A 23587-nucleotide genomic window follows, 5' to 3' on the forward strand; every position below is an offset into this window, starting at 1 on the left:
TCGATCCTTTTCACACCTGCAGCCCCGCAGCTCGAACCTGTTCGGGTGTCACCAGCTTTGACGCAATCAAATCCTCGATCTGCCGGTTGGTGATGTGGCGGCACAGAGGATGACGCTCGTGGATCCACTCGGCGAGGCTGGCGCGCCCCTTGGCCTCGGCCTCTCGAGCCTTCTCACGGTCGGCCTGGATCTGGGCCAGTCCCTTCTCCCACCGGCGCATCTGGAACCAGTTGTCCGAGAAACAGACCTTGCTGCGCGTGTAGCCCTCGCTTTCCTTGGCATACGCTTTGACCGCCTGCTTCAGATCATTGGGCTTCACTCCGGCCTTCACAGCTGCTGCGATCAGGCGCAGACTGGTCCGCCGGTCTCGGATCCTGTCTTCGGGATAGGCCGCCAAGATCTTCTCAGCTTCAAGATCTTCAACCTCCTCCGCCGCCTCGCGTCTGCGCGTAGGTGGTTTATGGATGGTTTTAGGATGGTTTGGGGTCCACCGTGTCGATGTCGGGCTCGGCCGTGGGTTCGAGCGCGGCCACGCGCTCCAACACAATCCGGTAAATGACGGTGTAGCCGTTCTTGCAGTGCCGCCGTCCAGTCTCGATCAGAATGCCTTCGCGCAGGAAGTCGATGATGGTGCGCTTGACCGTGCTCTCACTGAGCTCTGTGTGACGCTGGATCGTCCCCTTGGAGCACCAGATGCCCGAGCCGTCATCGCTCGCCTTGTCGGCCAGGAACATGATGATCTGCTTGCGCGCGGCGCTGCCAAAGCGACGCTCGGCGCATTCGTTTGCGATGCGCCAGCTCATTGGACCACCTCATCAGTCAGAGGCCACGAAGAGGCCGACTGAGCGTTTGCGGTACGGCACTGGCTCATGCTAACGTATTGTGAAAGCTGACACGCTTTTTCTGTTTGGCCCCGGTTCACAGTTGCCGCTGTGACGGGGCCTTTTTCGTTTTGAACCGGCGAATTTGGCTTTGAAACTTTCGCTTTTTGTTCACTTTTTGTCAGGGGGTGTTTTGCATCCTTAAGTCGTTGTTTTCGCTTACGCTCTTTCTGGATTGCAAATCCGTGTACACCGGTTCGATTCCGGTACTCGCCTCCATTTAAAAACAATCACTTAGCCGAATTCTTGTAGCTATACGTGAATTTCAAACACGGATATTTGAAATTATAGCGCCGAGCCGCCCCTGCCGCTCTAACTCGCAACGAAAGCGCATGTGTGAAAAATCGAGGCTATTGCCTTCTCTTGACGGGCAAACAAAGGACCAACACACAGACTTCTTAAGCAATATCTCAGCATCCCTGCCGTTGATCGAGAAACAAACGAATGTCCGGTGCAGGACAAACCTGCCATCAGGGAAGCTCCATTGGCCCGACATTTGATTCAAAGCAACGCACGGCGCTGCCTGTCGTGATAGAGTTGTAAGCTCCACAACGTTATCCCTTTCTTTTTTTGGGATTTTTCGAAGGACGCCAAAATGCATATCGAAGTCAGTACAGATAACAGCATCAAGGGGAGTGAAGCCATCACGGCCCAAATTACGGGATTGGTACAGAACGACCTGGCCTACCTTGCAGAACATATAACCAGAATCGAGGTCCATCTCAGTGATGCCAACGCCGACAAGTCCGGCCCAGATGATATAAAATGTGTTCTGGAAGCACGGCTCAAAGGCCAGCAGCCTATGGCCGTCACGGATTCGGCCTCAAGTTTAGAACAGGCAACGAGGGGCGCAGCCGGCAAGATGAAAAGCGCACTAGAAAGCACTCTCGGGAAACTAACGGACCGTCGCTAACATATTCGGCATCAATCTTTCATTTCACCGATCGATCTACACCCTCGGGCAATAAGGCATCTGACAATGATGGAGTTAGATTATGACAGACGAAGACAAGCTTTGGGCACTTGAAGAGCGGTTTTGGACGGAAGGCGCTGACAATGCGCGGAAGATGACGACAAAGGGCGCCGTATTTGTTCTCCCTTATCCGCCGGGAATACTTCAAGGCGACACTGTGTGGCGCGAGAGCTTAGTCGCGCAGAGGTGGCGGTCCGTCGTATTTTCGGAGCGCTACTATAAACAAGAAAAGAATGTTACCGTTTTGGCCTACCGTGTCTCAGCAGAACGCGGGGACACACCGATCTACGAAGCCCTTTGCACTTCCACCTACCTGCGGGATGAAGGCAAATGGCTTCGAGTTTTGCACCAACAAAGCCCCATAGCATAACTGTTCCACGGCCGCTGTACAGGCTTGCTGTGCGACTGCGACGTTCCGAACGGTCAACGTCCGATTAGGGCACAGGACGAAGACTTGCTGCCGGTTGAGTACTTCCACGTGGTCTTCACTCTCCCATAGCCGACGTCCCTGTCGGTCGTGGAGGCATGCCCTCGTTTTCAGCAGCATGGATTGACGCCATGTCACGTGCACCTAGACGCGCCGGGTTCCGGTCCAGGACATCCCTGTCAGACTGGGGCGTCCGGCGCCCCGAATAGAGATGTCGCATATGTGCTGCAGAGACCCCGTCGGCCTCCATCACGAGGCGCACCATCGGATCAGCCAGCATTTCCTCAAGGAAGAAGTCGGACAACGCTCTGCCCGTCAGCTTGTCCCTGGCGCGGGCATAGTCCAGATCGGCAAGGGAAAGGGTCAGAGACCGCGCAAGCCCCGGATGCGATGTCCGGGGATGAAGTTTCATCAGGACTGAGGCTTTCCAGGCTGCAGGATTCTGTTGATCCGGGGGTGAAACCAACTCCGTTTCGATCTCGTACTCTCCCGCCGGGAGCGTCTCGTCAAAGCCTGGAACGGTGAACGGTCGGGAAAAAACCGCAACGGTCTTGCTCGTCAGTTCTTCCATTGGCGTGATCCTCTCCCTTGTTGCTGCGGGTGGTCCGCGCCCCAGTTAAGAATGGGGCGCGTGGCCTGTGAACGTCTCAAGATGTCTTGGATTTCGCTAGCGCATCCTCGCCGGCGGCCTTCGACTCGTTCTCCTTGGCTGGGGTCTTCGCGGTCTCCGCGGGCTTCGGCTTCATTGCGGCCGCAGCCCTGGCGGTCAGGTCCTTGAAGGACATATCATCGATCCTTTGATTGGCCGACGCCAACTCCTCGTCCATGTCGGACCGGGATGCCTGGCATCGGTACTACCTATATGGGGGCTGACGACCCGATTTACGATGGCGCGCCGCCAAGAAGACAAAGATCACACCAGATCGTCAGTCCAAACCTTGAACTCCGTCAGCGTGTTCTGACCAAATGTCTGGGTCAGAGGGACGTCAGCGGCATCGCGGCCCCGCGCGATCAGAATTCTCGCAAACTTAGGCTTGTTGTTCCGCGGGTCGAACATGTGCCATTCACCAGCGAGAAAGACCTCCATCCACGCCGCAAAGTCCCCGGGCGGATGAGGCAGAGGTTCACCGATGTCGCTCAGATATCCGGTGCAGTAGCGTGCCGGAATATTCATGCAGCGGCACAAGGCGATGGCGAGGTGAGCAAAATCACGGCAGACGCCCTGTCGCTCGGCCATTGACTGCGATGCGGTGCGCGTCGCTTTCGCCTGCATGTAGTCGAAGCGGACATGCCCATGCACGAAATCGCAGATCGCCTGAACGCGTGACCATCCCGGGTCCGTGGTCTCGAAAAGACGCCACGCCTCCTCCGAAAGAAGATCGGTATCGCAATACCGGCTGCCCCGAAGAAACACGAGGGTCTCGAAAGGCAGATCCTGGACCGCGTGCTGCTGCGCGCCAGGGGACGCGGGATCGGGTCGGCCATAGTCGCGGAAGATGCCATCCGTTGACAGCGCGAAGTCGCCCGCCGGAGCCAGGAGGCGCGTACACCAGTTGCCGAAGCCGTCGCGGTAGCTTTCGAGCGGCACGCTTGGCGACGTCACGAGGTAATCGGCACGCTCCAGATCGCCAAAGCGCGAGTAGTGGACGTTCAGCATCGCAATCAGCGGCGTCGGCTGCGGGAAGCTGTATCGCAGACGACACCCGATGCTGACCCGCATGCCAGACACACGGCCGCGCCTGGTCATGTCATGAGTATCTTGCAAGGATGAGCGTTCCGAGGCATCGGGCCGGTGCCATCCTGCGCAAGGACGGGGAAGGCCAGGGACGCTATCACTCCAGCCACGATGGCCAGCCTCGAGATCAACCTTGCCAGCGGGTGTCTCATCGCCGCTTGCTCCTTGGCGGACCAGAGTCCGCCGGTTGCAGCGCGAGTCTTCGATAGCCCAAGCGTGAGCGTTCCAGTCAGCCGTCGCGTGGGCGCGGGCGGCGGCGGGGAGCCCCTGGAATTCGATCTGGATGGCATTCCTTCGTTCTCGGCCACCTGGATCGCGAAGTCCGGCGGAACTGTCCGATGAGTACGACCGGTCATCGGGGCGACAACTTGTGCAGGGCCGCAGCGGCAAGAGCATGTTCCTTCTGGTGGTAGTCGCCGCGGAACTTGCCATCGACCTCCACCTCCCAGATGCCGTTCCTTTCGCGCACCTGAACTCCACCGCGGTGCGGTGGCCAGTTCATGGAAGCCCCCTTTTCTCCTCTGCCTTTCGCCGACACGGGTTTCTTGTCGGTCAATTTCGACTCCTTCGCGATGGGCGCGCGCTCCTCTCCGAGAAGCATCACGGCGCGAATGAATTCTTCCGCGTAGTCGTCGGTTTCGCGGTGGTCATGCTCGTGCCGGGTCAATCTCATCGGTTCTACGAACCGTTCTCGGAGGTGGTCGACGAAACGCGGCTCGGTACGTGCCATGTAAGCGATCAGGGCCTGCAGAATCCGTTCATGGGCCAACACGCGCCGTTCAAGATCGGTCGTCTCTGCTGCCGTCCTGGTTAGATGTTTCACTGATGTCATAGCGTATTGTCCTCCTCGCTGCGCGGTTCGACGCTGGATGTCGTGTGTTCGAGCGAGGCAGGCAGTCCTTCGCCTCGTCGCGATCCAACTCTTGCCATACACCTACCAGCCAAGCGCAAATCGTGTGCTGACGCAGATTAGGGGCACGGAAATTAAGTGGGTGTGTCTCGCTTGGAAGCGGAAAAAAGCCTGGGCAATCCACGTGCCATGACCAAGAAACTATTGCCCCAGCTCGACATCTGTGCGTGTCACGATTGGCGTCGAGGGGTCTTGCGCTGGTCGGGCCCTGCCGGTTGATGCCACGCCACCGTCGTCCGGGACGCTGCCCGGATCGCGGACGGGGTCTGCCTCGCCCTGCATGCCGCGCAGGAACTGGAACAGATCGCTGTCCGTCGTCAGGACAAGCGTCGTGTCATCCGAGATCATGTCGCCGTAGGCCTGCATGGTTCGGGTGAAATCGTAGAATTCGACCGAAACGGCATCGACATTGTAGGCGCCCGCATAGATTGCTGCTGCTGCGGCATCGGCGGCACCGCGGATTTCCTCGACAGCGCGATAGGCTTCGGACTGGATCTTGTTCAGATCCCGCACCCTGTTGCCTTGAATACGGGCCGCTTCACCGTTGCCTTCGGACAGGAATCTTTCGGCGATCTGCCGGCGTTCCGAGATCATGCGGTCATAGATCTTGGGTCGCACGCTCTCATTGTAGTTTATGCGCTTGAAACGAATGTCGAGAAGCTCAATCCCGAAGACGCGCACCTTCTCCGCCGCCGCCTCGAAGATCTGCTGCTCGACCAGCGCCCGCCCCTTCGTGATGGGAACCAGTGCGCCAATGTCCTGCGCAAGCTCCTGATCAGTCAGAAGCGTGTCCCGAAGCGGCGTCCGGCCCCTGGTCGTGCGCACAATCTCGATGAGTTCGTGCTTGGCGACGGCGTTCCGCGTCTCGCTACCGAGGATATCATCGAGGCGCGACTGGGCGCTGCGCTCGTCGCGCAGGCGCAGAAAGTACTGCAGAGGATCGGTGATCTTCCAGCGCGCGAAGAGATCGACCGAGATATAGAGCTTGTCTTTGGTGGGCATGTCCGATGGCGAGCCGTCCCACTCCAGAACCCGGCTGTCGATCCGGTTAACCTCCTGAACGAAGGGGAGTTTTATCTTAAGACCGGCCTCGGTGATCGGCGCGCCGACCGGTTTGCCGAACTGGGTGATGATGGCTTGCTCCACCTCCCCGACCGTGTAGATCGCGGATGATGCAGCGGCGAGACCGGCGACGGCGATCCCGGCGGTAATGGTCGAAATAGTCTTCATGGTTGCTCTCCTGTCTGTCGATCCAGGTTCAAAAGCGGCAGGATGCTTGCCGTGGACCCGTCGACAATGATCTTGGAGCCAATTCCCGGCAGAACATCCTGCAGGGTTTCGATGTAGATCCGGCGCCGGGTAACTTCGGGCGCCAGACGGTATTCCGTCAGGAGCGCCGTGAAGCGTGCCGCATCGCCCTCGGCTTCATTGATCCTCCTCAAGCGATAGCCATCGGCTTCGCGGATGCGCTGGTCCTTTTCGCCTTCGGCCAGAGGTATGACGCGGTTGTATTCGCGGCGGGCCTCGTTGATGATCCGCTCCTTCTCTTGTTGTGCCTGGTTGACCTCGTTGAACGAGGCCTGAACCGGCTGGGGCGGATTGATGTTCTTCAACTGCACCTGGTCGATGCTGATGCCCATCGCGTATTTGGTCGCGAGCGCCTGCATCTTCAGCAGGGCTTCGCTTTCGATTTCCTGTCGCCCGACGGTGATCACCTCGTCGACTGTGCGGTCTCCCACGACTTCGCGCATGACGGACTCCGAGACGTAACGCAGGGTCGCGCTCGGCTCACGCACCTCGAACAGAAATTTCCGGGGTTCGGAAATCCGATACTGCACCACCCACTCCACGAGCGCGGCGTTGAGATCGCCAGTCACCATCTCGGTCTCGCGGCGACCGTCCGTCGGGCTCTGATAGGGATCGGAGGCACCCGGAGTCGTGAACCCGAACTCCTGTTTCAGCTGGCGCTTGACCGGGACCAACGTGGTTACGTCGATTCCGAACGGGATCTTGAAGTGCAGCCCCGGAGGAACTTCGGCCGCGTACTTCCCGAACCGTTGGACAATCGCGACGGAGTCGCTCGGCACCGTGTAAAATGAGGACCACGCCCCAAAAACCGCGAGCGCAATGGCGGCCCCGATTGCAAGACGCTTCACCGGTGGCAGACCGTCCGGCAGGATGCCTTGCAGCCGATCCCGGCCCCGCCTGAGAATTGCATCAACCTCAGGGGGAACGCGGGTCTGCTTGTTTTTCCAAGGTCCGCGATCTTCCGGTCCATTGTCATCAGAAGGCATCGCAAGCTCCTATCTCGGTTTTGGCACTCGGGGCGATGCCTGACTCGCGCGTTTGGCGGTGCGACCCGTTTTGCGCCATCACATCGTCGGCTCTGAACAGCATGACCTCAGAGGTCCAGTTCCTTCAGGCAGGCTTGCGCAATGTCTCGGTCCGGGGCATCGGTTCCTGGCATCGTCGCCCAGCCGGCGGTCATGAGAGCGTCGCGCCTCTGGTAGGTTGAGGCTGCCCGGATCGTTGCAAGCTTGTCCGCCCTAGCCGGGTCTGACCGCGCCATGTCGAGGCAGACCGGTACCATTGAGGCGACGACATCATTACGGGACATCGCCACCGCCCGGTCATTCGAAGTGCCGCCGGTCACCCAGCCACCCCATGTAAATCCGACGACGCCGACAAAGACAGCACCGATCACGGCACCATAGATGCCGGGTTTGAGCCATTCGGGAGTATTCATTTCAAGTCCTCCTGCGGAGAAGGCGCCGCCTCGCCGTGATTGTTCTTCTCAGTCGCGGCCCGATCCCGGCTCAGCGCCTCTTTCACGTCGCTGTCGGAAATCGCCCGTAACTCGGTACGTCCCGCATGACCGCCCCTTCCGCGCACCGTCAGGTAGGTCGCCGTCCGTCTATAGGCCTCGAAGCTTAGCCCCTGGAGAAGCTCTTCTTCGACGAGAACCTCGTAGTCGCCCGCGGGCAAATCGCCCGGGTATCCCGGCAAGGTGAACGGGTTTGAAAACGTCACCGTCGATCTGGTCGACCGCATGTTCATCTCTGGTCTCCGCGATGTTGGCAGATCCGTCGCTCACCACTGTTGACGGCCCCTTGGAGTCCGGGACGGACCAGTCGAACGATTTAGTATCTTGTACCTCGGGATCGTCCGACTGGTGCTGACGCATGTTAGTCCCGGGCACCGAACCGGCTGCGACCCCGTCCTTTGGTCAGTCGCCCACACTGACCTGTGTAAGGGCGGCGAGACCGACCTGCGCGTATCCTTTGGGAAACAGGGGCGATCTGCGTTCCTGCAACCCTTGAAAGGATTGGCGATGGCCGACCTCAATGTTCTCAACCCGCACCCGCCCGAGTTTGATCGGTTTCTCCATGCTACCGTCGGCGAGGACCGGAACGGCTATGCCGTGACTGTGCTCTCCACGCTCGCGCGGCTCGGTCTCGATCCATGGAACGAAACCGCTGAACTGGTCACGCTAGGACACGACGGCGCGCGCGCGCGGTTGGGAACGCTGCTTGCCCGGTTTCAGGATGTTCCCTCGCTCGCAAGCGATCATGGCAGGGTCGCACGAGACTTGAGCCAGCTGCTTCCCGAAGGCCGGGCGTCAGGTAGCCTGAAGCGAGCTACCTCGACGGTGACCGGCGACCGCCCGGGGACAAGCGGAGCGATCTGGGCGGTGCTCGCGATTATCTTCCTTCTATTTCAGATGTTCATGGTTGGCGGGTCGGGGTCAGGCGAATGACCGTATCAACCGCGACCGCGAGGAGACCGGCCCATGCGGCACACAAGTCCGGTACGCTTTCTCCACACGAACAGGGCAAACTCTGGGACATGGAGGAACAGTTCTGGACCAGCGGCGCCGACAGTGCGCAGGCGACCACAGCAACCAACGCCGTTATGGTCTTCCCCTATCCGCCCGGCATCCTCCAGGGCGACCAGATCTGGCCCCATCTTCGCGAAAGGACCGGCTGGCGTTCCGTCGTCATGGCCGAACGGCGCGTGACGCGATGCGGTGACATCGCGATCCTCACTTACCGGGTCTCGGCTGAAAAAACCGACGTGCCGATCTACAAAGCGCTTTGCGCCTCAACGTACCTCAACGATGAGGACACCTGGCTGAGGATTTCCCACCAGCAAACTGTGGTGATTTAAGAACCGCAGAGGCAATCGACCTGCCGCGGGCGCCGGGACTAACCTGCGTCAGTGCGGCGAGGCCCTGGCACGGTTAGATGAGACGTGCCCGCCGAATATTTGGTGGCGCATCTTTTTCCGAGTACCCGAGAAGCGTGTGGGCGTGCCGATCCCCAAAGGGTCGGCATGTCGGCGCGCTTCTTATTCTCGGAACGTCCAGGAAAGGACAATTCCAATGACTCCCGAACAGAACAAGACTGCCGAGAAGATGACCTCCGTGAAAGCCGCGTGGGACAAGGCGCCGGCTGGTCCGAAGAAGGACGCGGCGCTCAGGCACTACGAGGCAGCCGAGAAGGCGAACACGGCGAAGAACGAGGCCGAGACCAACAAGGAACTCGATGCGGCGAGCGAGAAGCTCTCGTGACATCCGACACCTGATGCAAACCTTGGCCGCCCCTCGCTTTGCGGAGGGCGGCCCTCTCATTTCAGGAGCGGGCCGCTCTGATCCAGATACGCCGGATCGAACTCGGCAAGTTCCGCCAGCCCCTCATAGTCGTGAAACGTCACGCGGCCGTCCCGAAAGGTCACCAATCCGTTCTCGCGAAGCTGCCGCAGGACGCGGTTCACGTGAATCGCACTAAGCCCCAAGGCATCTGCCAGGTGATACTGGGTCAGCGGGCAATCATACCCATCCTCAGTCCCCATGCCCACCAGCGCAAGCCGCGATCCCAGTTCCAACAGAAAATGTGCCATCCGGGCGTCCGCGTCGCGCCGGCCGATCCCGACAAGGTGTTCGACCACCATTGCCTCGTCCCGCGACGCCGCCCAGAGAATGGCTGTCGCCAGGCGCGGCGTCTGCGCGAACGCATCAAGAAGGTCGCTCGTCAGCACTTCGGCAGCCTCGATGTCGACGATGGGTTCGAAGCTGTGGTCCGAGGTGCGCAACAGCACGCTGCGCAGGCCGAGGAAATCCCCGGGCACCTGGAAATCGACGATCTGGCGCGTTCCGTCAGGTTGAAGCTTGTAGGAACAGACCCAGCCTTCCGACAGGATATACGCGGCTTGATCGGATTGCCCCTGATGCACCATATCACGCCCCGCGACGAAGGAGCGACGGCGCTGGTGCAGGCGCTCGAGCACGTCCAACTCTGCCTTTGACAAAGCGACAAAGGCCGAAAGCTTGCGGGTCAAAGGGCTGTGTTCGGCTGATGTCATGGGGCCTCCCGGCGTGTCGTGACCCAAGAGCAGAAATCGGCTCGGACACTGCTCTGGATCAGTCCAGCATAGAGCAATTCCTGCGAGATGTACGGATGCATCTGAATCTCACCTTCTCTCAGGTTCACGATGCCAAGGAAGGAAACTCAGATGTCCACCGCAAGCGAACATGCAGGCCAGGCCGCCCTATCGATCTGCGAGGCGCTCCTGCTTGCCATGAACGATCGCGGGTTGCTGCCGGAACACGAGATCGTGGGGGTTCTTCGCGACGCCGCGGCGACCCATGAGAACGCGGTCGGTACCGAACTCGAAATGGAAAGGCACCGGGCCGTCGCCGAAATGATCAACACGATCATCGCTGGCGGGAACTCTGTTCGACGCCCGTGAACCGCTCGGGCGGCGGTGTCGATCCGAATTCTCGGAGTGGAGACCGAATAGGATACCGCGGACTTGCGCGCAACGCAGCTAAGCATTTGACCCGGCCCGTTTCGCCAACGAAATCTCAACAAGGAGCACTTAGATGTCATTCACTCCACTCCACGACCGGGTTCTTGTTCGTCGCATTGAAGGCGATGAGACGACCAAGGGAGGTCTCATCATTCCCGATACCGCTAAGGAGAAACCTCAAGAAGGCGAAGTCGTCTCCGTTGGCGCGGGCGGAAGACGCGAGGACGGCGAGCGCATCCCGATGGATGTCAAAGCCGGCGACCGGATCCTGTTTGGAAAATGGTCCGGGTCAGAGATCAAACTCGATGGCGAAGACCTTCTGATCATGAAGGAGAGCGACATTCTCGGCGTGATCGCCTGAGTCCGAAACCTTTCACGTCAACCTCAGTCTCAGGAACTCACACCATGTCCGCCAAGGAAGTTCGATTCAGTACCGACGCCCGCGATCGCATGCTGAAAGGCATCAACACGCTTGCAAATGCCGTCAAGATCACCCTCGGCCCCAAGGGCCGAAACGTCATTCTAGATAAATCCTGGGGTGCGCCGCGCATCACCAAGGACGGTGTGACCGTCGCCAAGGAGATCGAGCTTTCGGACCATTTCGAGAATATGGGCGCCCAGATGGTCAAGGAGGTCGCGCAGCGCACCAATGATGAGGCTGGCGACGGAACCACCACCGCCACCGTGCTCGCCCATGCGATTGTCCGGGAGGGCATGAAGTCGGTCGCGGCCGGCATGAACCCGATGGATCTCAAGCGCGGTATCGACAAAGCCGTCGCTGCAGTTGTGGCCGAGATCAAGACCATGTCCCGGCCGGTCGGCGACAGCGACGAGATTGCCAAGGTCGGCGCCATTTCGGCCAACGGAGAAGTCGAGATCGGTCGGCAGATCGCCGACGCGATGGCCAAGGTCAGCAAGGAAGGCGTGATCACCGTCGAGGAAAACAAAGGGTTGGAGACCGAGACCGAAGTGGTCGAAGGCATGCAGTTCGACCGCGGCTATCTGAGCCCCTATTTCGTCACGAATGCTCAGAAAATGGTCGTCGAGCTGGATGATTGCGTCGTACTGCTTCACGAAAAAAAGCTGACCTCTCTCATATCCATGGTGCCGTTGCTGGAGGCTGTGATTCAGGCCGAGAAGCAATTGCTGATCGTGGCCGAGGATATCGAGGGCGAGGCGCTGGCGACGCTGGTCGTCAACAAACTGCGCGGCGGATTGAAGGTGGCGGCCGTCAAGGCACCCGGCTTCGGAGACCGCCGCAAGGCGATGATGGAAGACATAGCCGTGCTGACGGGCGGTCAGGTGATTTCCGTGGAAATGGGCACCAAGCTGGAGAATGTCACCATGGACATGCTCGGGTCCGCCAGAAAGGTCACAATCACCAAGGATGACACGACGATCATCGACGGTGCCGGAGCCAAGGACGCGATCGCGGCGCGCGTCAACCAGATCCGGGCGCAGATCGAGGAGACCACTTCGGACTACGACAAGGAGAAGCTGCAGGAACGGCTCGCCAAGCTTGCCGGCGGCATTGCCGTGATCCGGGTCGGCGGGGCAACTGAGATCGAGGTGAAGGAGCGCAAGGACCGCGTCGACGACGCGCTGAACGCCACCCGCGCTGCGGTTCAGGAAGGTGTCGTGCCCGGCGGCGGCGTGGCCCTGGTTCATGCCGGCAAGGTGCTGGCGACGCTGAAGGGCGAGAACGGCGATCAGAATGCCGGCATCAAGATCGTCCGGCGCGCGATCCAGGCACCATTGCGCCAGATTGCCGAAAATGCCGGGGTCGACGGATCGGTCGTTGTTGGCAAGGTCATCGAGAACGACAGCCGGAGCTTCGGTTTCGACGCGCAAGCCGAGGAGTACGTCGACATGCTGAAGGCCGGCGTTATCGATCCGACGAAAGTCGTTCGGATCGCACTGGAAAACGCCGCGTCCATTGCCGGGCTATTGATCACGACCGAGGCGATGGTCGCGCAAAAGCCCGAAAAGGGCGGCGCCGTTAACGAAATGGCCGATATGGGTGGAATGGGCGGAATGATGTGAATGGGCGGGGCCTGTGCGCAGGAGCCTCGGGACGAGAAATCACATTCCCGATGGACATGAACACCGATCTAGTCAGCACAATAATTCACAATAGGAGAAACGGAAATGACCAAAGGCAACAAGCAACGCGGCAACCGCGAAGCGAAAAAGCCTAAGAAGGTGAAGGAAAAGGTCGTTGCAACAGCCGACTTCACGAAGGGCAAAACCTTGACCAATCTAGGCGAGCACAAGAAGAAATAGGTAGAGGGCCAAGTGATTGGCTATCAGTGAATATTGGCTATCACTGAATACGGAGCCTGATGGCGGCGGGAGACGACGCGCATAACACTTTGGCAGAGCTTCCGCTGCGCAAGGCTGCACCTATGAGACGAGAAGCACCGGAGATTTCTTTCATTCGCGGGGGCCCGGACGCTTGCCGCCTGAGCCGTACGCGACGCGGCTGAGGCGCCGGCAACTGCGTCTCGTGGTCAACGCATCCGCGTTGCGATGACAAAGACTCTGTCGACCCGAAAAGGTATGCTTCTCCCGTGATCGATACTCATCAAGGCCTGCCCCACGAGGCAGCCGACAGCATAACGAAACCATTCGCACGCTTCCTGAAGATCGAAGCGGCAGCTGGTGGGCTCCTGCTCCTGGCTGTTCTGCTGGCTTTGGGGCTGGCCAACTCGCCGTGGCAAGAAGGCTTTCTGCGTTTCTGGGAGACCCCCATCGGTCTCACATTCGGCTCGTTGGATTTCACCCGCTCTCTGCGGCACTGGATCAACGACGGTCTGATGACCCTTTTCTTCTTCGTGCTTTCTCTGGAACTCAAGCGCGAGTTGGTGCTGGGCGAATTGCGAAACCCTCGACAGGCCGCCCTGCCGTTCGCAGGCGCCCTGGGTGGCATGGTCGTGCCGGTCTCTCTGTATCTTGTGCTGATGTCCGGCCAGCCCGGCATACATGGCTGGGGAACCGTGATGGCAACCGATACGGCCTTCGTGATCGGGTGCCTGGCGCTCTTCGGAAGCCGGATCCCGCCCACCTTGCGATTGTTCCTGCTGTCTCTGGCCATCTTTGACGACGTCGGCGCAATCCTTGTGGTCGCCTTCGGTTACGGTGAGGCGTTGAACTGGTCGGCTCTCGGATTGGGCTTTCTGGGGATTGGTATCGTCGCAGGCGCGTCGCGCCTCGGGATCAGAAGCGTACCGGTCTATTTCCTTCTGGGAGCGGCAGTCTGGTTATGCTTCGACGCTTCCGGCGTCCACGCGACTATTGCAGGCGTCATTCTGGGCCTGATGACGCCAACGCGCATATGGGTGAGCGATGCCCGCCTGCGTGCAATCCTTGGGCGGGTACTCGCCGTTCCGGCCGGCGATCGTCGACATGGAGATGCCGCAAGCCACCGCGACCTGCGTCAAGCCGGCAGAGCGGTCACTGAGTCGCTCTCACCAGTCGAACGGCTCGAGATGATGCTGCACCCCTGGGTCGGCTTTGCAATCATGCCGATCTTCGCACTGGCAAATGCCGGCATCAAGGTTGAGGGTGTCGATTTCGTACAACCGGTCTCGCTGGCGATCATTGTCGGCCTGGTGTTGGGAAAACCGATCGGCGTCTTCGTGTTCGGCTGGATTGCCGTACGATCCGGCCTAGCGGCACTCGCGCCGGGCTTGTCGTGGCCTTTCATTCTGGCTGGCTCTTTTCTGACTGGGATCGGTTTCACGATGTCATTGTTCATCGCAGGCCTCGCATTCGACAGTTACGTCCTGAATGCGGCAAAGTTGGGTATTCTCGGCGGATCGGCGCTTTCGGCGATACTCGGCATCTCGCTTCTGATTTGGCTCACATTGCGAATGAGGTGACGAAAACACACAGCCGATGCGCTGCGCGACCTCGTTCATGTACCCTTACTATCCATCGTCGATGTCGACGCCGATCAGTTCTGAGATGCTTTTCTGCCCAATGTTGCTGCAACAGCCGACGACGCAGCGCAACGTGCAGCAACTGCCCGTAAGGAAGGGAACACGAATTGGAACGACACGGGAACCGGTATGGGCCTTGGCTGGCTCTGCGCCCTGCTGATCCTCGTACTGGTGGTCGTGGCCATAGAGGCACCGATCAAACTTCTTCGACAATAGGCGCAAGCCGGACAGGGCGCCCCGCCGTCCAGACACCGAGCCTATGTTATACTGCGCATGCAGTAGTGAGGGCTGTTTATTGGGCGACCCTTAGGGGTGCAACCTAGGAGGACGAGAAGATGAATTGGAACGACATGGGCTTCGGAATGGGTTTCGGGATGGGGTTTGGCTGGCTGTTCGGCCTGTTGATCCTTGTGCTGGTGGTTTTGGCCATAGCGGCGCTGATCAAATATCTTCGGAAATAGGAAAAAGGACTTCGCAATGACCTACACGATCAATCGCGTGATCTCCGGCGCAGGTATCGACGACATTGACTCTCGTGCGCGCAAGGCGCTGGCGGATCAGGGTTTCGGCGTTCTGACCGAAATCGACGTCAAGGCGACGATGAAGAAGAAGCTGGATGTCGAGATGCCGGCCTATCGCATCCTCGGAGCCTGCAATCCGAAGATGGCGCATCACGCCATCGGGATCGAGCCGCGTGTGGGTGCGATGCTGCCGTGCAACGTCATCCTGCGCGAGGTCGAGGATGCCGTCGAGGTCAGCGCCATCGACCCGGTTGCGTCGATGCAGGCGATCGAGAACAGCGAATTTACGGCTGTTGCGGGCCAGGTCCGAGACCTTCTCGCGAAGGCCGTTGCCTCGATCTGAGGTGGGGTTGCGCGCAATCATCCTCGTGGTGATGGCGATCCTCGGGATCGCCGTGCTCGGTGCCTGGCTTTTCGCGCCTTCTGCTTTTGACCAGGCACGCGGCCTGATGGGCGGCGAGCGTCTGGAAATGCTGGTGGCGCGCGCCGGGATCTGGGGGCCGGTCCTCATCGTCACGCTTATGACCCTCGCGGTTGTAGCCAGTCCGATCCCGAGCGCGCCGATCGCGTTGGCCGCCGGTGCGGCCTACGGGCATGTTTGGGGAACGGTTCTGGTCGTGATCGGCGCGGAACTCGGAGCACTGATCGCGTTCGGCCTCGCACGGATTCTGGGGCATGATATCCTGCGGCGGGTCTTTGGTGACCGCGTCGATGCCGGGCTGCTCGGCTCGCAGACCGCGTTGACGGCGACGGTTTTCGCCAGCCGCCTGATGCCCTTCGTGTCCTTCGACATGATCAGCTACGCTGCGGGGCTCAGCCGCCTGCACGCCTGGCGGTTCGCCCTCGCGACGCTGGCCGGCATCATTCCGGCAAGCTTCCTGCTCGCCCATTTCGGGGGTGAGGCGGTCAGCGGAGACTTTGAGCGAGCGACCTGGGCAGTGCTCGGTCTCGGCCTCGTGACGGGCTTACCGCTGCTCTGGGTGGCGATGCGGAGTAAGCCTGAAGAGTGCGTTCCCGACCAAGATTGAAAAGGGCTTGACCTTCAAACCGCTGGAGGTCGCAAGCTGAGAAAAAACCGAAAGGCCGACAACCATGGAACACGATCACAACCACGCGTCGCCCGACGTGCCTTCGGTGGCCGAGACGGCGAAGGACCCGGTCTGCGGGATGACGGTTGCAGTCAGGCCCGATGGACGTCACGCCGAGTTCCAGGGCGAGCCCTTCCATTTTTGTTCGGAGAAATGCCAGACGAAGTTCACGGCGGATCCGTGGTTCTATGCCTCGGGAAGGGCCGCCGGACAAAAGAAGGCCGCACCGGCCAACGTCCAGTACACCTGTCCGATGCACCCCGAGATTGTTCGGGATGCGCCGGGGTCATGCCCGATCTGCGGCATGGCGCTGGAACCGATGGTGCCCTCCGACGAGCCCAGCGAGGAGCTGACAGACTTCACACGCCGGATGTGGATCTCGGCTGCCGCCGCGGTGCCGCTTATTATCCTGACGATGGGTGAACTGGTGGCGCTGCCGGTGCGCGACTGGATCGGGCATCAGACGGCCAGCTATCTCGAGTTTCTGCTGGCCACGCCCATCATATTCTGGGCGGCGCTGCCATTTTTCCGGCGCGGCTGGGATTCGATCGTGAACCGAAGCCCGAACATGTGGACGCTGATCAGCATCGGCGTGGCGGCGGCATACCTTTACTCGCTCGTCGCCACGTTCCTGCCGGGGGTGTTTCCGGAACAGTACCGGATGGGGCACGGCGTGGGGACGTATTTCGAGGCGGCGGTTGTGATCGTGACGCTAGTCTTCGTGGGCCAGGTTCTCGAACTGCGCGCACGCGAGCGCACCGGGGATGCGATCCGCGCGCTCCTCGATCTCGCCCCAAAGACGGCGCGGCGTATCCTGCCAGACGGTACCGAATATGACGCGCCGCTGGAAAACATCATGGAGGGAGACCGGCTGCGCGTGCGACCCGGTGATGCGGTCCCGGTCGATGGGACGGTGATCGAGGGCCGGTCGTCGCTTGACGAGAGTATGCTGACGGGTGAGTCGATGCCCGTCGAGAAAGGCCCGGGCGATGCGGTGACCGGAGCGACGATCAACAAGAATGGCTCTCTGGTTATGGAGGCGGGAAAGGTCGGATCCGACACCGTGCTGGCGCAGATCGTCGCGATGGTGTCGAACGCGCGCCGCTCGCGCGCGCCGATCCAGGGTCTGGCTGACCGGGTGTCGGCGGTATTCGTGCCGACCGTGGTCGCCATAGCCGTCGTCGCCTTCATCGTCTGGCTGACCGTCGGCCCCGAGCCCGCGCTGGTCTTCGCGATCGCTTCGGCGGTGTCCGTCCTGATCATCGCCTGTCCCTGCGCGCTTGGGCTTGCGACGCCGATCTCGATCACAACGGCAGCAGGACGCGGGGCGCAGGCGGGCGTGCTGATCAAGGACGCCGAGGCGCTGGAACGCATGGCGGCCGTCGATACGCTCATCGTGGACAAGACCGGCACTCTGACCTTGGGCAAGCCGAAGCTGACGGACCTTATGGCGCTTGGCGACATCGCCGAGACCGACCTGCTTTCGCTGGCCGCAGCGCTGGAGCGCGGCTCGGAGCACCCTCTGGCCGAAGCGATCGTCGAGGGAGCCGAGACGCAGAGTGCCCCGCGTCAGGAGGCCACGGACTTCGGTGCCGTCACCGGCAAGGGCGTACAGGGCAGCGTCGGTGGGCGTGCGGTGGCGCTCGGCAACGCGGCGATGATGCGGGAGATGGGTCTGGATACGGGTGCGGCCGAGGCGCACGCCGACACCCTGCGCGCCGAGGGCAAGACGGCGATGTTCGTCGCTTTCGATGGCGCGCTCGTCGGCATCGTGGCGGTCGCCGACCCGATCAAGGACTCGACCGCACAGGCGATCCGCGAACTTCATGCCCAGGGTCTGAGGGTGATAATGGCGACGGGCGACAACGAGCGCACAGCGCAGGCAGTGGCAGGCAAGCTCGGGATCGACGAGGTGCGGGCGGGCGTGCTGCCCGAAGCCAAGAAGGTCCTTATCGACCAGTTGCGTCGAGAGGGCCACAAGATCGCAATGGCGGGCGACGGAGTGAACGACGCGCCCGCGCTGGCCGCCGCGGATGTCGGCATCGCGATGGGCACGGGCGCGGATGTGGCGATGGAAAGCGCCGGCATCACCCTGCTGGGCGGTGACCTGATGGGCATCGTCCGGGCGCGCAAGCTCGCACGCGCCACTTTGCGCAACATCAAGCAAAACCTGTTCTTCGCCTTCGCTTACAACGCGCTTGGTGTCCCCATCGCAGCAGGACTGCTCTACCCCGTCACCGGCCTTCTCCTGTCGCCGATGATCGCGGCGGCGGCCATGAGCCTGTCCTCCGTCTCGGTGATCACCAACGCCCTACGGCTCAGGCGGGTCAATCTCTGACCTGCCAGTCCATACATGCGAACTCGAAAGGAAACGCAGATGACCCAGAACGCTTTTTCCCGCCGCACGCTTCTGATTGGCGGCGCCGCGCTGGTGGCTGCATCGCCCTTCAGGACCCTGGCGCTAGGCGCCGGTCCGGCGATCCACGTGATGAAGGATCCGAACTGCGGCTGCTGCTCGGCCTGGATCGAGATACTCGAAAACGATGGTTTCGCCGTAACGACCGAGGCGAGCGCCGGGACGCTTCTGATGCGCTACAAGCTGGACAACGGCATCACGCAGGAGATGGTCTCCTGCCATACGGGGCGCGTGAATGGCTACATGATCGAGCGCCACGTCCCTGTTGCCGACATTCGCCGTCTGCTGGTGGAACGCCCCGACGCGGTGGGCCTCGCAGTGCCCGGCATGCCCTACGGCTCGCCCGGGATGGGGCCGGAAAGCGAGCGCGAGGCCTATGACGTGTTCCTGATCCAGCGCGACGGATCGACCGAGGTGTTCACCTGCTACGCTGCCGCGTGACCTTGAAGCTGCGATTCCGCTTCTGATCAGGGACGAGAACACAGGCGTGCCTGCTCCCGCATCACGCCGTAATCGCTCAGAATCTCGGCGTTGGCGGATCCGTCCGGCAGAAAAGCCAACTCCTTGGCCATTGCTCGTCCCCGATGAACACTACGAGGCCCCGAAGAGTCCAATCTGTGCCAGCGCATCGAAACACCCGCTAAGGAGTGCGAAATCACGCGATCTAAACATGAACACACACTGCACACGACACCGCGCAAGCCACTGATATTCTACCGGAATTGCCACCATCCATCACTGAACAGGCGCATAGCACGTCTTCGAACGACCGCTTCGAACCGGATTACAGACCTTGGTGCAGAGCGCAGCATTCGGTAGTATGGGCTCTCACTTAGCCTTCGCTGCAATCCACCTTAAGGTCCGCATTGCCGCCCATCACATGGAAAACCCGCTGCATCGAATAGAGTGGGGCCTCTGCGACCTAACAATTGCGGCGTTCCCTGGATCCACATACGTGTTGTTGCAGGAACTCGGCCTGCCACTCGATATGATCTACCGACCATAAAACGGAAATATGATCTGCGGATCATACGGCATGAAAGGCAATCGCCCGACGTCGTATGCCAGCAGCAATGGCATCTGCCAAAGGCTGTGGAAACCCATCCGGCAGGTCTGCTAGTGTCTTGTCCAAGGCGGGTTCAAGCTCAGACGCGACGCCCGACAAGACCTCTTCCGCCAGCGCCACACCAAAACCTGCCGCCTTCGCAGCCTGCGGGAAATGGCGCGGCACCACCTCATTGATCCGATAGTGCCCGTCGACCGCCATCGCGAGACGCATCCGGTTTTGGCGAATTTGACCGTCATCCACGGCTTTTTGTGCGCTCAGCACGTCATAAAGCGGGGTCAAAAGGAAACCGCCAGGGCGCAATGCAATACTGAAATTCTTGGCGTGCCCGTCCGTCGCGCCCAACAACCAAAACAGCACCTGCGCGCGGAAAAAGGCGCGTTGATCTTCGTCAGGGTCATCACTGCCCTGCAGCAGCCCGATCCCTTCGGTGATCCCTGGCCCGCCATCCATTTGGTATTTTTGACTGGGTGGGACTGAGAGCGCTTGGCAAAAGTCTTCCTGCGGGAGGCGGATCAACCGGCCATCTTTGGTCCAGCGCCGATCGAACCGGGTCACAACAAGGCTCCGCACGTCCTCGAAGTCGGCAATCTCGACTTCAGCCACATCCATGCCCATGGCCCGACAGAGGTTCATGCAGAAAAACTCGTTCTCAACACTGTCAGACAAATCGATCCCTGCGGGCAGAACGCCAAGCTGCGTCTTGAGGATATGGGTTGTTGGGGTGAGCCCCGATGGACGGATCCACGCGCCCTCGTGGCGTAGCAGCGCCGTTTTTTCCTGCGCCCCTGCGATAGAAATGCGGAAGTCGTCTTCCTCATCTAAGCCTAGCGGAGCGTTTGCGAGGTTGCGTAACATATCCGCAACCTGTGCCTCTGAAACGGGCTCTCCCTCGAGTGCGCCAAACTCGGGGATCTCGCCCGAAACGAACTGCAAGGCCCCTACGCAATCGCGCCCGATTTTCTCCAGCATGTGCCAGGCGTCCGTACCGCCTGCACGCACCCGAGCGGCTACGCGTTCGCGTATCGCCTGATTGTCCGGCAGCAGGTTTTCCAAGTAGGCGATAACAGGGCCGCCCTGGTGTGCCACTTCACGCAAAGGCAGCGAAAGCGAGATGGGCATGGCATGTTCCCATGCCAACCATTCCGGATCATAGATAAAGCTGATCGCGCCTGAACCAGCGAGACGCAAAGCCCCCACCAACCGTCCGTTCAGAAGCACTTGCATCGTGCCGCTACGCCCGTGTTTGGCCATCAGAAGATATCCTCAATCTCAAGCGAGCCACCGCGTTCCACCAATCGGAACTCAAGCCCAAGTGCCGCCATAACAGCGAGCACTGTGGCGAGCTTGGCTCCCGCGTCGCCATTCTCGAGCGACGAAATCGTCGCGACGCGCAAATTCGTACGCGCGCTGATGTCGCTTTGGGTCCAGCCGCGCGCTTTGCGCGTCCGGCGAAGTGCCTCGCCGATCTGCTCGGCCGTTCGTGCTGTGAGGTCCATGATGTGGCTCCTTTTACGGCACAGCGTAAATTAAAACAAATTACGCTGCAACGTAAATATCTACTTTTTACGCCATGGCGTAACAATCGAGCCGCACTTATGCCTGCAGCCCCGCAGCGCGCACCTGCTCGGGCGTCACCAGCTTTGACGAGATCAAGCCCTCAATCTGCCGGTTTGTAATGTGGCGGCAAAGAGGGTGGCGTTCACGGATCCACTCGGCGAGGCTAGCGCGACCTTTGGCTTCGGCCTCTCGCGCCTTCTCCCGGTCCGCCTGTATCTGGGCAAGCCCCTTCTCCCATCGGCACATCTTGAACCAGTTGTCTGAGAAGCAGACCTTGCTGCGCGTGTATCCTTCGCTTTCCTTCGCATAGGCTTTGACCGCATGTTTCAGGTCATCGGGCTCCACACCGGCTTTCAATGCTGCAGCGATCAGGCGCAGACTGGTCCGCCGGTCTCGGATCCTGTCCTCGGGATACGCCGCCAAGATCTTCTCAGTTTCAAGAGCTTCAACCTCCACCTCCGCCGCCTCGCGCCTGCGCGTAGGTAGTTTATGGATGGTTTTAGGATGGTTTGGGGTCCACCGTGAACCCCGTACCCCGTTCACCGTGGACCCCGTGCCGGGTTCAGGCTGGACGGGGTTCACAGTGACCCCCGTCTCGATGTCGGGCTCAGCCGTGGGCTCGAGCGCGGCCACGCGTTCCAGAACGATGCGGTAAATGACGGTGTAGCCGTTCTTGCACTGCCGCCGCCCCGTCTCGATCAAAATGCCTTCGCGGAGGAAGTCGATGATGGTGCGCTTCACCGTGCTCTCGCTGAGCTCAGTGTGGCGCTGGATGGTCCCCTTGGAGCACCAGATGCCTGAGCCATCATCGCTCGCCTTATCGGCCAGGAACATGATGATCTGCTTGCGCGCGGCGCTGCCGAAGCGACGCTCTGCGCATTCATTTGCAACCGCCCAACTCATCGAATTATCCCAAGGTTAGAAACGATTTTGTGAGCATTCTGGCACGCAAACAGCGTTGAAACTTTCGCTTTTTGTTCACTTTTTGTCAGGAGGTGTTTTGCACCCATAAGCCGTTGTTTTTGCTTACGCTCTTTCTGGATTGCAAATCCGTGTACACCGGTTCGATTCCGGTACTCGCCTCCAACAACATCCAAATCGCTGACTTAACCCCGCAGTACACGCGTGTGACGCTCGGTATTTCAAGACGTTCAAGGCCCGCGATTCTGTCGAATTGCGGGCCAGATATGGCGTGTTTTTCGGAACTCCTGCCTACCCCTGTTCGTTCAAGGGGCGCGATTTTGTCTGGTATGTGCTTTACGTTCAGGCGCGCCCTTGTGGCACAACCTCGTATCCCGGCTCCTCCGGCTCATCATCCGTCATTTCGGCAGGGAAGCCCGGGGCGGTGATATCCAGGCCGGTTGCCTCTTCCAGCCGCTTGATAATATTTGGTGAAAGCTCGCGTTCGCCATAGCGTGCGATACCATCGTTAAAGATGTTGATCATCACCGGGTTTATTTCCAGCGGCACCCCGGCGCGGTCGGCGACCTCCTGAAACAGACCGATATCCTTCTTCACCAGATCCATGGTGAAGGAAATATCGCGCGACCCGTTCAAGATGACCTGACTTTCGGTTTCGTGCACGAAGGACGTGCCGGACGAGATTTTGATCGCCTCATAGGTCGTGTTCAGATCCATCCCCGCAGCCTTTGCCGTAACCAGTGCTTCGGCGCAGGTGATCAGGTTGGCGGTGGCAAGATAATTGGTCATCACTTTCAGCACCGAGGCCGAGCCCAGTTCGCCGGTGTGCAAAACCCGACGACCCATTGTCGTCAGGAACGGCAGAATTCGTTCAAACGTTTCCCGGTCACAGCCCGCAAAGATCGAGATATTGCCCGTCGCGGCACGGTGGCACCCGCCAGAAACCGGGCAATCGACGGCCGCACCGCCGCGCGATATGACTTCGGCTCCCAGGCGTTTGACTTCGGCCTCGTCCGTGGTCGACATCTCCATCCAGATCTTGCCGGGGCCCACTTCGGGCAACATCTCCTGCATCACTGCATCCGATGCTGCCGGAGACGGCAGACAGGTGATCACCGCATCGCAATCGCGCATCAACTGGGCGGGCCCCTCAGCCGCCTTTGCACCTTTGGCGACAAACTCGGCCACCAGATCCGCGTTCAGGTCATGCACAGTCAGATCAATGCCGTTGCGCAAAAGGGATCCCGAAAGCTTGCCGCCTACGTTACCCAGACCGATAAATCCCACTTTCATATGACGCATCTCCAAGTTCGTCGTTTTCCCGTCATGCGACCACATAC

30 protein-coding genes are annotated in these 23587 nt (G+C 60.2%); 15 read left to right on the forward strand and 15 right to left on the reverse strand.

From position 1 onward, the window contains the following. Nucleotides 1-10: 10 nt before the first annotated feature. Nucleotides 11-397 carry a hypothetical protein gene (locus AC2FLU_RS11025; protein WP_496808657.1) on the reverse strand — a complete coding sequence of 129 codons (387 nt, stop codon included), beginning with the start codon at nt 395-397 and terminating at the stop codon, nt 11-13. 73 nt (nt 398-470) lie between these two features. Continuing rightward, nucleotides 471-803 carry a hypothetical protein gene (locus AC2FLU_RS11030; protein WP_496808656.1) on the reverse strand — a complete coding sequence of 111 codons (333 nt, stop codon included), beginning with the start codon at nt 801-803 and terminating at the stop codon, nt 471-473. Between the two features lie 673 nt (nt 804-1476). Here AC2FLU_RS11030 and AC2FLU_RS11035 point away from each other — a divergent pair. Both AC2FLU_RS11035 and AC2FLU_RS11040 read left to right on the forward strand, forming a co-directional pair. Further along, nucleotides 1477-1794, forward strand: coding sequence for an HPF/RaiA family ribosome-associated protein (locus AC2FLU_RS11035; RefSeq protein WP_157707881.1), 318 nt, complete (start codon nt 1477-1479; stop codon nt 1792-1794). Nucleotides 1795-1876: 82 nt separating this feature from the next. Then, nucleotides 1877-2224: a hypothetical protein gene (locus AC2FLU_RS11040; RefSeq protein ID WP_157707882.1), complete on the forward strand. Its 348-nt coding sequence runs from the start codon at nt 1877-1879 to the stop codon at nt 2222-2224. A gap of 115 nt (nt 2225-2339) precedes the next feature. Here AC2FLU_RS11040 and AC2FLU_RS11045 read toward each other — a convergent pair whose 3' ends face one another. From AC2FLU_RS11045 to AC2FLU_RS11080, 8 genes are all read right to left on the reverse strand, one after another. Beyond that, nucleotides 2340-2852 carry a hypothetical protein gene (locus tag AC2FLU_RS11045; RefSeq protein WP_496808655.1) on the reverse strand — a complete coding sequence of 171 codons (513 nt, stop codon included), beginning with the start codon at nt 2850-2852 and terminating at the stop codon, nt 2340-2342. Between the two features lie 76 nt (nt 2853-2928). Then, nucleotides 2929-3066, reverse strand: a complete 138-nt coding sequence (locus AC2FLU_RS11050) for a hypothetical protein (protein ID WP_198389299.1) — start codon at nt 3064-3066, stop codon at nt 2929-2931. A gap of 128 nt (nt 3067-3194) precedes the next feature. Beyond that, entirely contained in the window at nt 3195-4001 is an 807-nt protein-coding gene (locus AC2FLU_RS11055; RefSeq protein WP_217626486.1) for a transglutaminase-like domain-containing protein, read from the reverse strand. Nucleotides 4002-4368: 367 nt separating this feature from the next. Further along, on the reverse strand, nt 4369-4848 hold the full coding sequence (locus AC2FLU_RS11060; RefSeq protein WP_496808653.1) for a hypothetical protein: 480 nt from the start codon (nt 4846-4848) through the stop codon (nt 4369-4371). A gap of 219 nt (nt 4849-5067) precedes the next feature. Further along, a complete protein-coding gene (gene hflC / locus AC2FLU_RS11065; RefSeq protein WP_157707885.1) occupies nt 5068-6156 on the reverse strand; it encodes a protease modulator HflC in 1089 nt (362 codons plus the stop codon). Beyond that, nucleotides 6153-7220 (reverse strand): FtsH protease activity modulator HflK, encoded by a 1068-nt coding sequence (hflK, locus tag AC2FLU_RS11070; protein ID WP_496808652.1) that lies wholly within the window; start codon nt 7218-7220, stop codon nt 6153-6155. The genes hflC and hflK overlap by 4 nt, the downstream gene beginning before the upstream one ends. Nucleotides 7221-7327: 107 nt before the next feature. Beyond that, the gene (locus AC2FLU_RS11075) at nt 7328-7672 is read right to left on the reverse strand and encodes a hypothetical protein (RefSeq protein ID WP_496716885.1); all 345 of its coding nucleotides are present in this window, start codon (nt 7670-7672) and stop codon (nt 7328-7330) included. Beyond that, the gene (locus AC2FLU_RS11080; RefSeq protein ID WP_246162179.1) at nt 7669-7983 is read right to left on the reverse strand and encodes a hypothetical protein; all 315 of its coding nucleotides are present in this window, start codon (nt 7981-7983) and stop codon (nt 7669-7671) included. Before AC2FLU_RS11080 ends, AC2FLU_RS11075 begins: the two co-directional genes overlap by 4 nt. A 274-nt stretch (nt 7984-8257) precedes the next feature. On the opposite strand from AC2FLU_RS11080, the gene AC2FLU_RS11085 reads away from it, so the two are divergent. The 3 genes from AC2FLU_RS11085 (at nt 8258) to AC2FLU_RS11095 (ending at nt 9496) form a co-directional block, all read left to right on the forward strand. Next, a complete protein-coding gene (locus AC2FLU_RS11085; protein ID WP_496808651.1) occupies nt 8258-8683 on the forward strand; it encodes a hypothetical protein in 426 nt (141 codons plus the stop codon). Continuing rightward, the gene (locus tag AC2FLU_RS11090) at nt 8680-9093 is read left to right on the forward strand and encodes a hypothetical protein (protein WP_235857928.1); all 414 of its coding nucleotides are present in this window, start codon (nt 8680-8682) and stop codon (nt 9091-9093) included. Before AC2FLU_RS11085 ends, AC2FLU_RS11090 begins: the two co-directional genes overlap by 4 nt. A gap of 214 nt (nt 9094-9307) precedes the next feature. Continuing rightward, entirely contained in the window at nt 9308-9496 is a 189-nt protein-coding gene (locus AC2FLU_RS11095; RefSeq protein ID WP_099275886.1) for a hypothetical protein, read from the forward strand. Nucleotides 9497-9552: 56 nt separating this feature from the next. Here the strand turns inward: AC2FLU_RS11095 and AC2FLU_RS11100 are convergent, their stop codons facing one another. Beyond that, nucleotides 9553-10287: a Crp/Fnr family transcriptional regulator gene (locus tag AC2FLU_RS11100; RefSeq protein ID WP_496716883.1), complete on the reverse strand. Its 735-nt coding sequence runs from the start codon at nt 10285-10287 to the stop codon at nt 9553-9555. A 150-nt stretch (nt 10288-10437) separates the two neighbouring features. On the opposite strand from AC2FLU_RS11100, the gene AC2FLU_RS11105 reads away from it, so the two are divergent. The 10 genes from AC2FLU_RS11105 (at nt 10438) to AC2FLU_RS11150 (ending at nt 19141) form a co-directional block, all read left to right on the forward strand. Beyond that, nucleotides 10438-10674, forward strand: a complete 237-nt coding sequence (locus AC2FLU_RS11105) for a hypothetical protein (protein ID WP_157707891.1) — start codon at nt 10438-10440, stop codon at nt 10672-10674. Nucleotides 10675-10807: 133 nt separating this feature from the next. After that, the gene (locus tag AC2FLU_RS11110) at nt 10808-11095 is read left to right on the forward strand and encodes a co-chaperone GroES (RefSeq protein WP_062563235.1); all 288 of its coding nucleotides are present in this window, start codon (nt 10808-10810) and stop codon (nt 11093-11095) included. Nucleotides 11096-11139: 44 nt separating this feature from the next. Then, nucleotides 11140-12777: a chaperonin GroEL gene (gene groL, locus AC2FLU_RS11115; RefSeq protein WP_496808650.1), complete on the forward strand. Its 1638-nt coding sequence runs from the start codon at nt 11140-11142 to the stop codon at nt 12775-12777. Between the two features lie 105 nt (nt 12778-12882). Then, complete coding sequence (locus tag AC2FLU_RS11120) at nt 12883-13017, forward strand: hypothetical protein (RefSeq protein WP_263720905.1); 135 nt, start codon at nt 12883-12885, stop codon at nt 13015-13017. Nucleotides 13018-13304: 287 nt separating this feature from the next. Beyond that, a complete protein-coding gene (nhaA, locus tag AC2FLU_RS11125; RefSeq protein ID WP_496808649.1) occupies nt 13305-14615 on the forward strand; it encodes a Na+/H+ antiporter NhaA in 1311 nt (436 codons plus the stop codon). Nucleotides 14616-15010: 395 nt separating this feature from the next. After that, on the forward strand, nt 15011-15136 hold the full coding sequence (locus tag AC2FLU_RS11130; RefSeq protein ID WP_268888901.1) for a hypothetical protein: 126 nt from the start codon (nt 15011-15013) through the stop codon (nt 15134-15136). A 16-nt stretch (nt 15137-15152) separates the two neighbouring features. After that, nucleotides 15153-15539, forward strand: coding sequence for a DUF302 domain-containing protein (locus tag AC2FLU_RS11135; protein WP_496808648.1), 387 nt, complete (start codon nt 15153-15155; stop codon nt 15537-15539). Between the two features lies 1 nt (nt 15540). After that, on the forward strand, nt 15541-16224 hold the full coding sequence (locus tag AC2FLU_RS11140) for a TVP38/TMEM64 family protein (protein WP_496808647.1): 684 nt from the start codon (nt 15541-15543) through the stop codon (nt 16222-16224). A gap of 64 nt (nt 16225-16288) precedes the next feature. After that, the gene (locus AC2FLU_RS11145) at nt 16289-18622 is read left to right on the forward strand and encodes a heavy metal translocating P-type ATPase (RefSeq protein WP_496808646.1); all 2334 of its coding nucleotides are present in this window, start codon (nt 16289-16291) and stop codon (nt 18620-18622) included. A 39-nt stretch (nt 18623-18661) separates the two neighbouring features. After that, nucleotides 18662-19141: a DUF411 domain-containing protein gene (locus AC2FLU_RS11150; RefSeq protein ID WP_157707897.1), complete on the forward strand. Its 480-nt coding sequence runs from the start codon at nt 18662-18664 to the stop codon at nt 19139-19141. A gap of 586 nt (nt 19142-19727) precedes the next feature. Here the strand turns inward: AC2FLU_RS11150 and AC2FLU_RS11155 are convergent. The 4 genes from AC2FLU_RS11155 to AC2FLU_RS11170 form a co-directional block, all read right to left on the reverse strand. Further along, entirely contained in the window at nt 19728-21020 is a 1293-nt protein-coding gene (locus AC2FLU_RS11155; RefSeq protein WP_496743635.1) for a type II toxin-antitoxin system HipA family toxin, read from the reverse strand. Next, a complete protein-coding gene (locus AC2FLU_RS11160) occupies nt 21020-21265 on the reverse strand; it encodes a helix-turn-helix domain-containing protein (protein WP_025059995.1) in 246 nt (81 codons plus the stop codon). The genes AC2FLU_RS11155 and AC2FLU_RS11160 overlap by 1 nt, the downstream gene beginning before the upstream one ends. A 97-nt stretch (nt 21266-21362) precedes the next feature. Next, a complete protein-coding gene (locus AC2FLU_RS11165) occupies nt 21363-22229 on the reverse strand; it encodes a hypothetical protein (protein ID WP_157707899.1) in 867 nt (288 codons plus the stop codon). 360 nt (nt 22230-22589) lie between these two features. Then, nucleotides 22590-23585 carry an NAD(P)-dependent oxidoreductase gene (locus AC2FLU_RS11170; protein ID WP_480517776.1) on the reverse strand — a complete coding sequence of 332 codons (996 nt, stop codon included), beginning with the start codon at nt 23583-23585 and terminating at the stop codon, nt 22590-22592. Between the last annotated feature and the right edge of the window lie 2 nt (nt 23586-23587).

The sequence above is a fragment of the Ruegeria sp. SAZD013 genome, assembly GCF_059612525.1.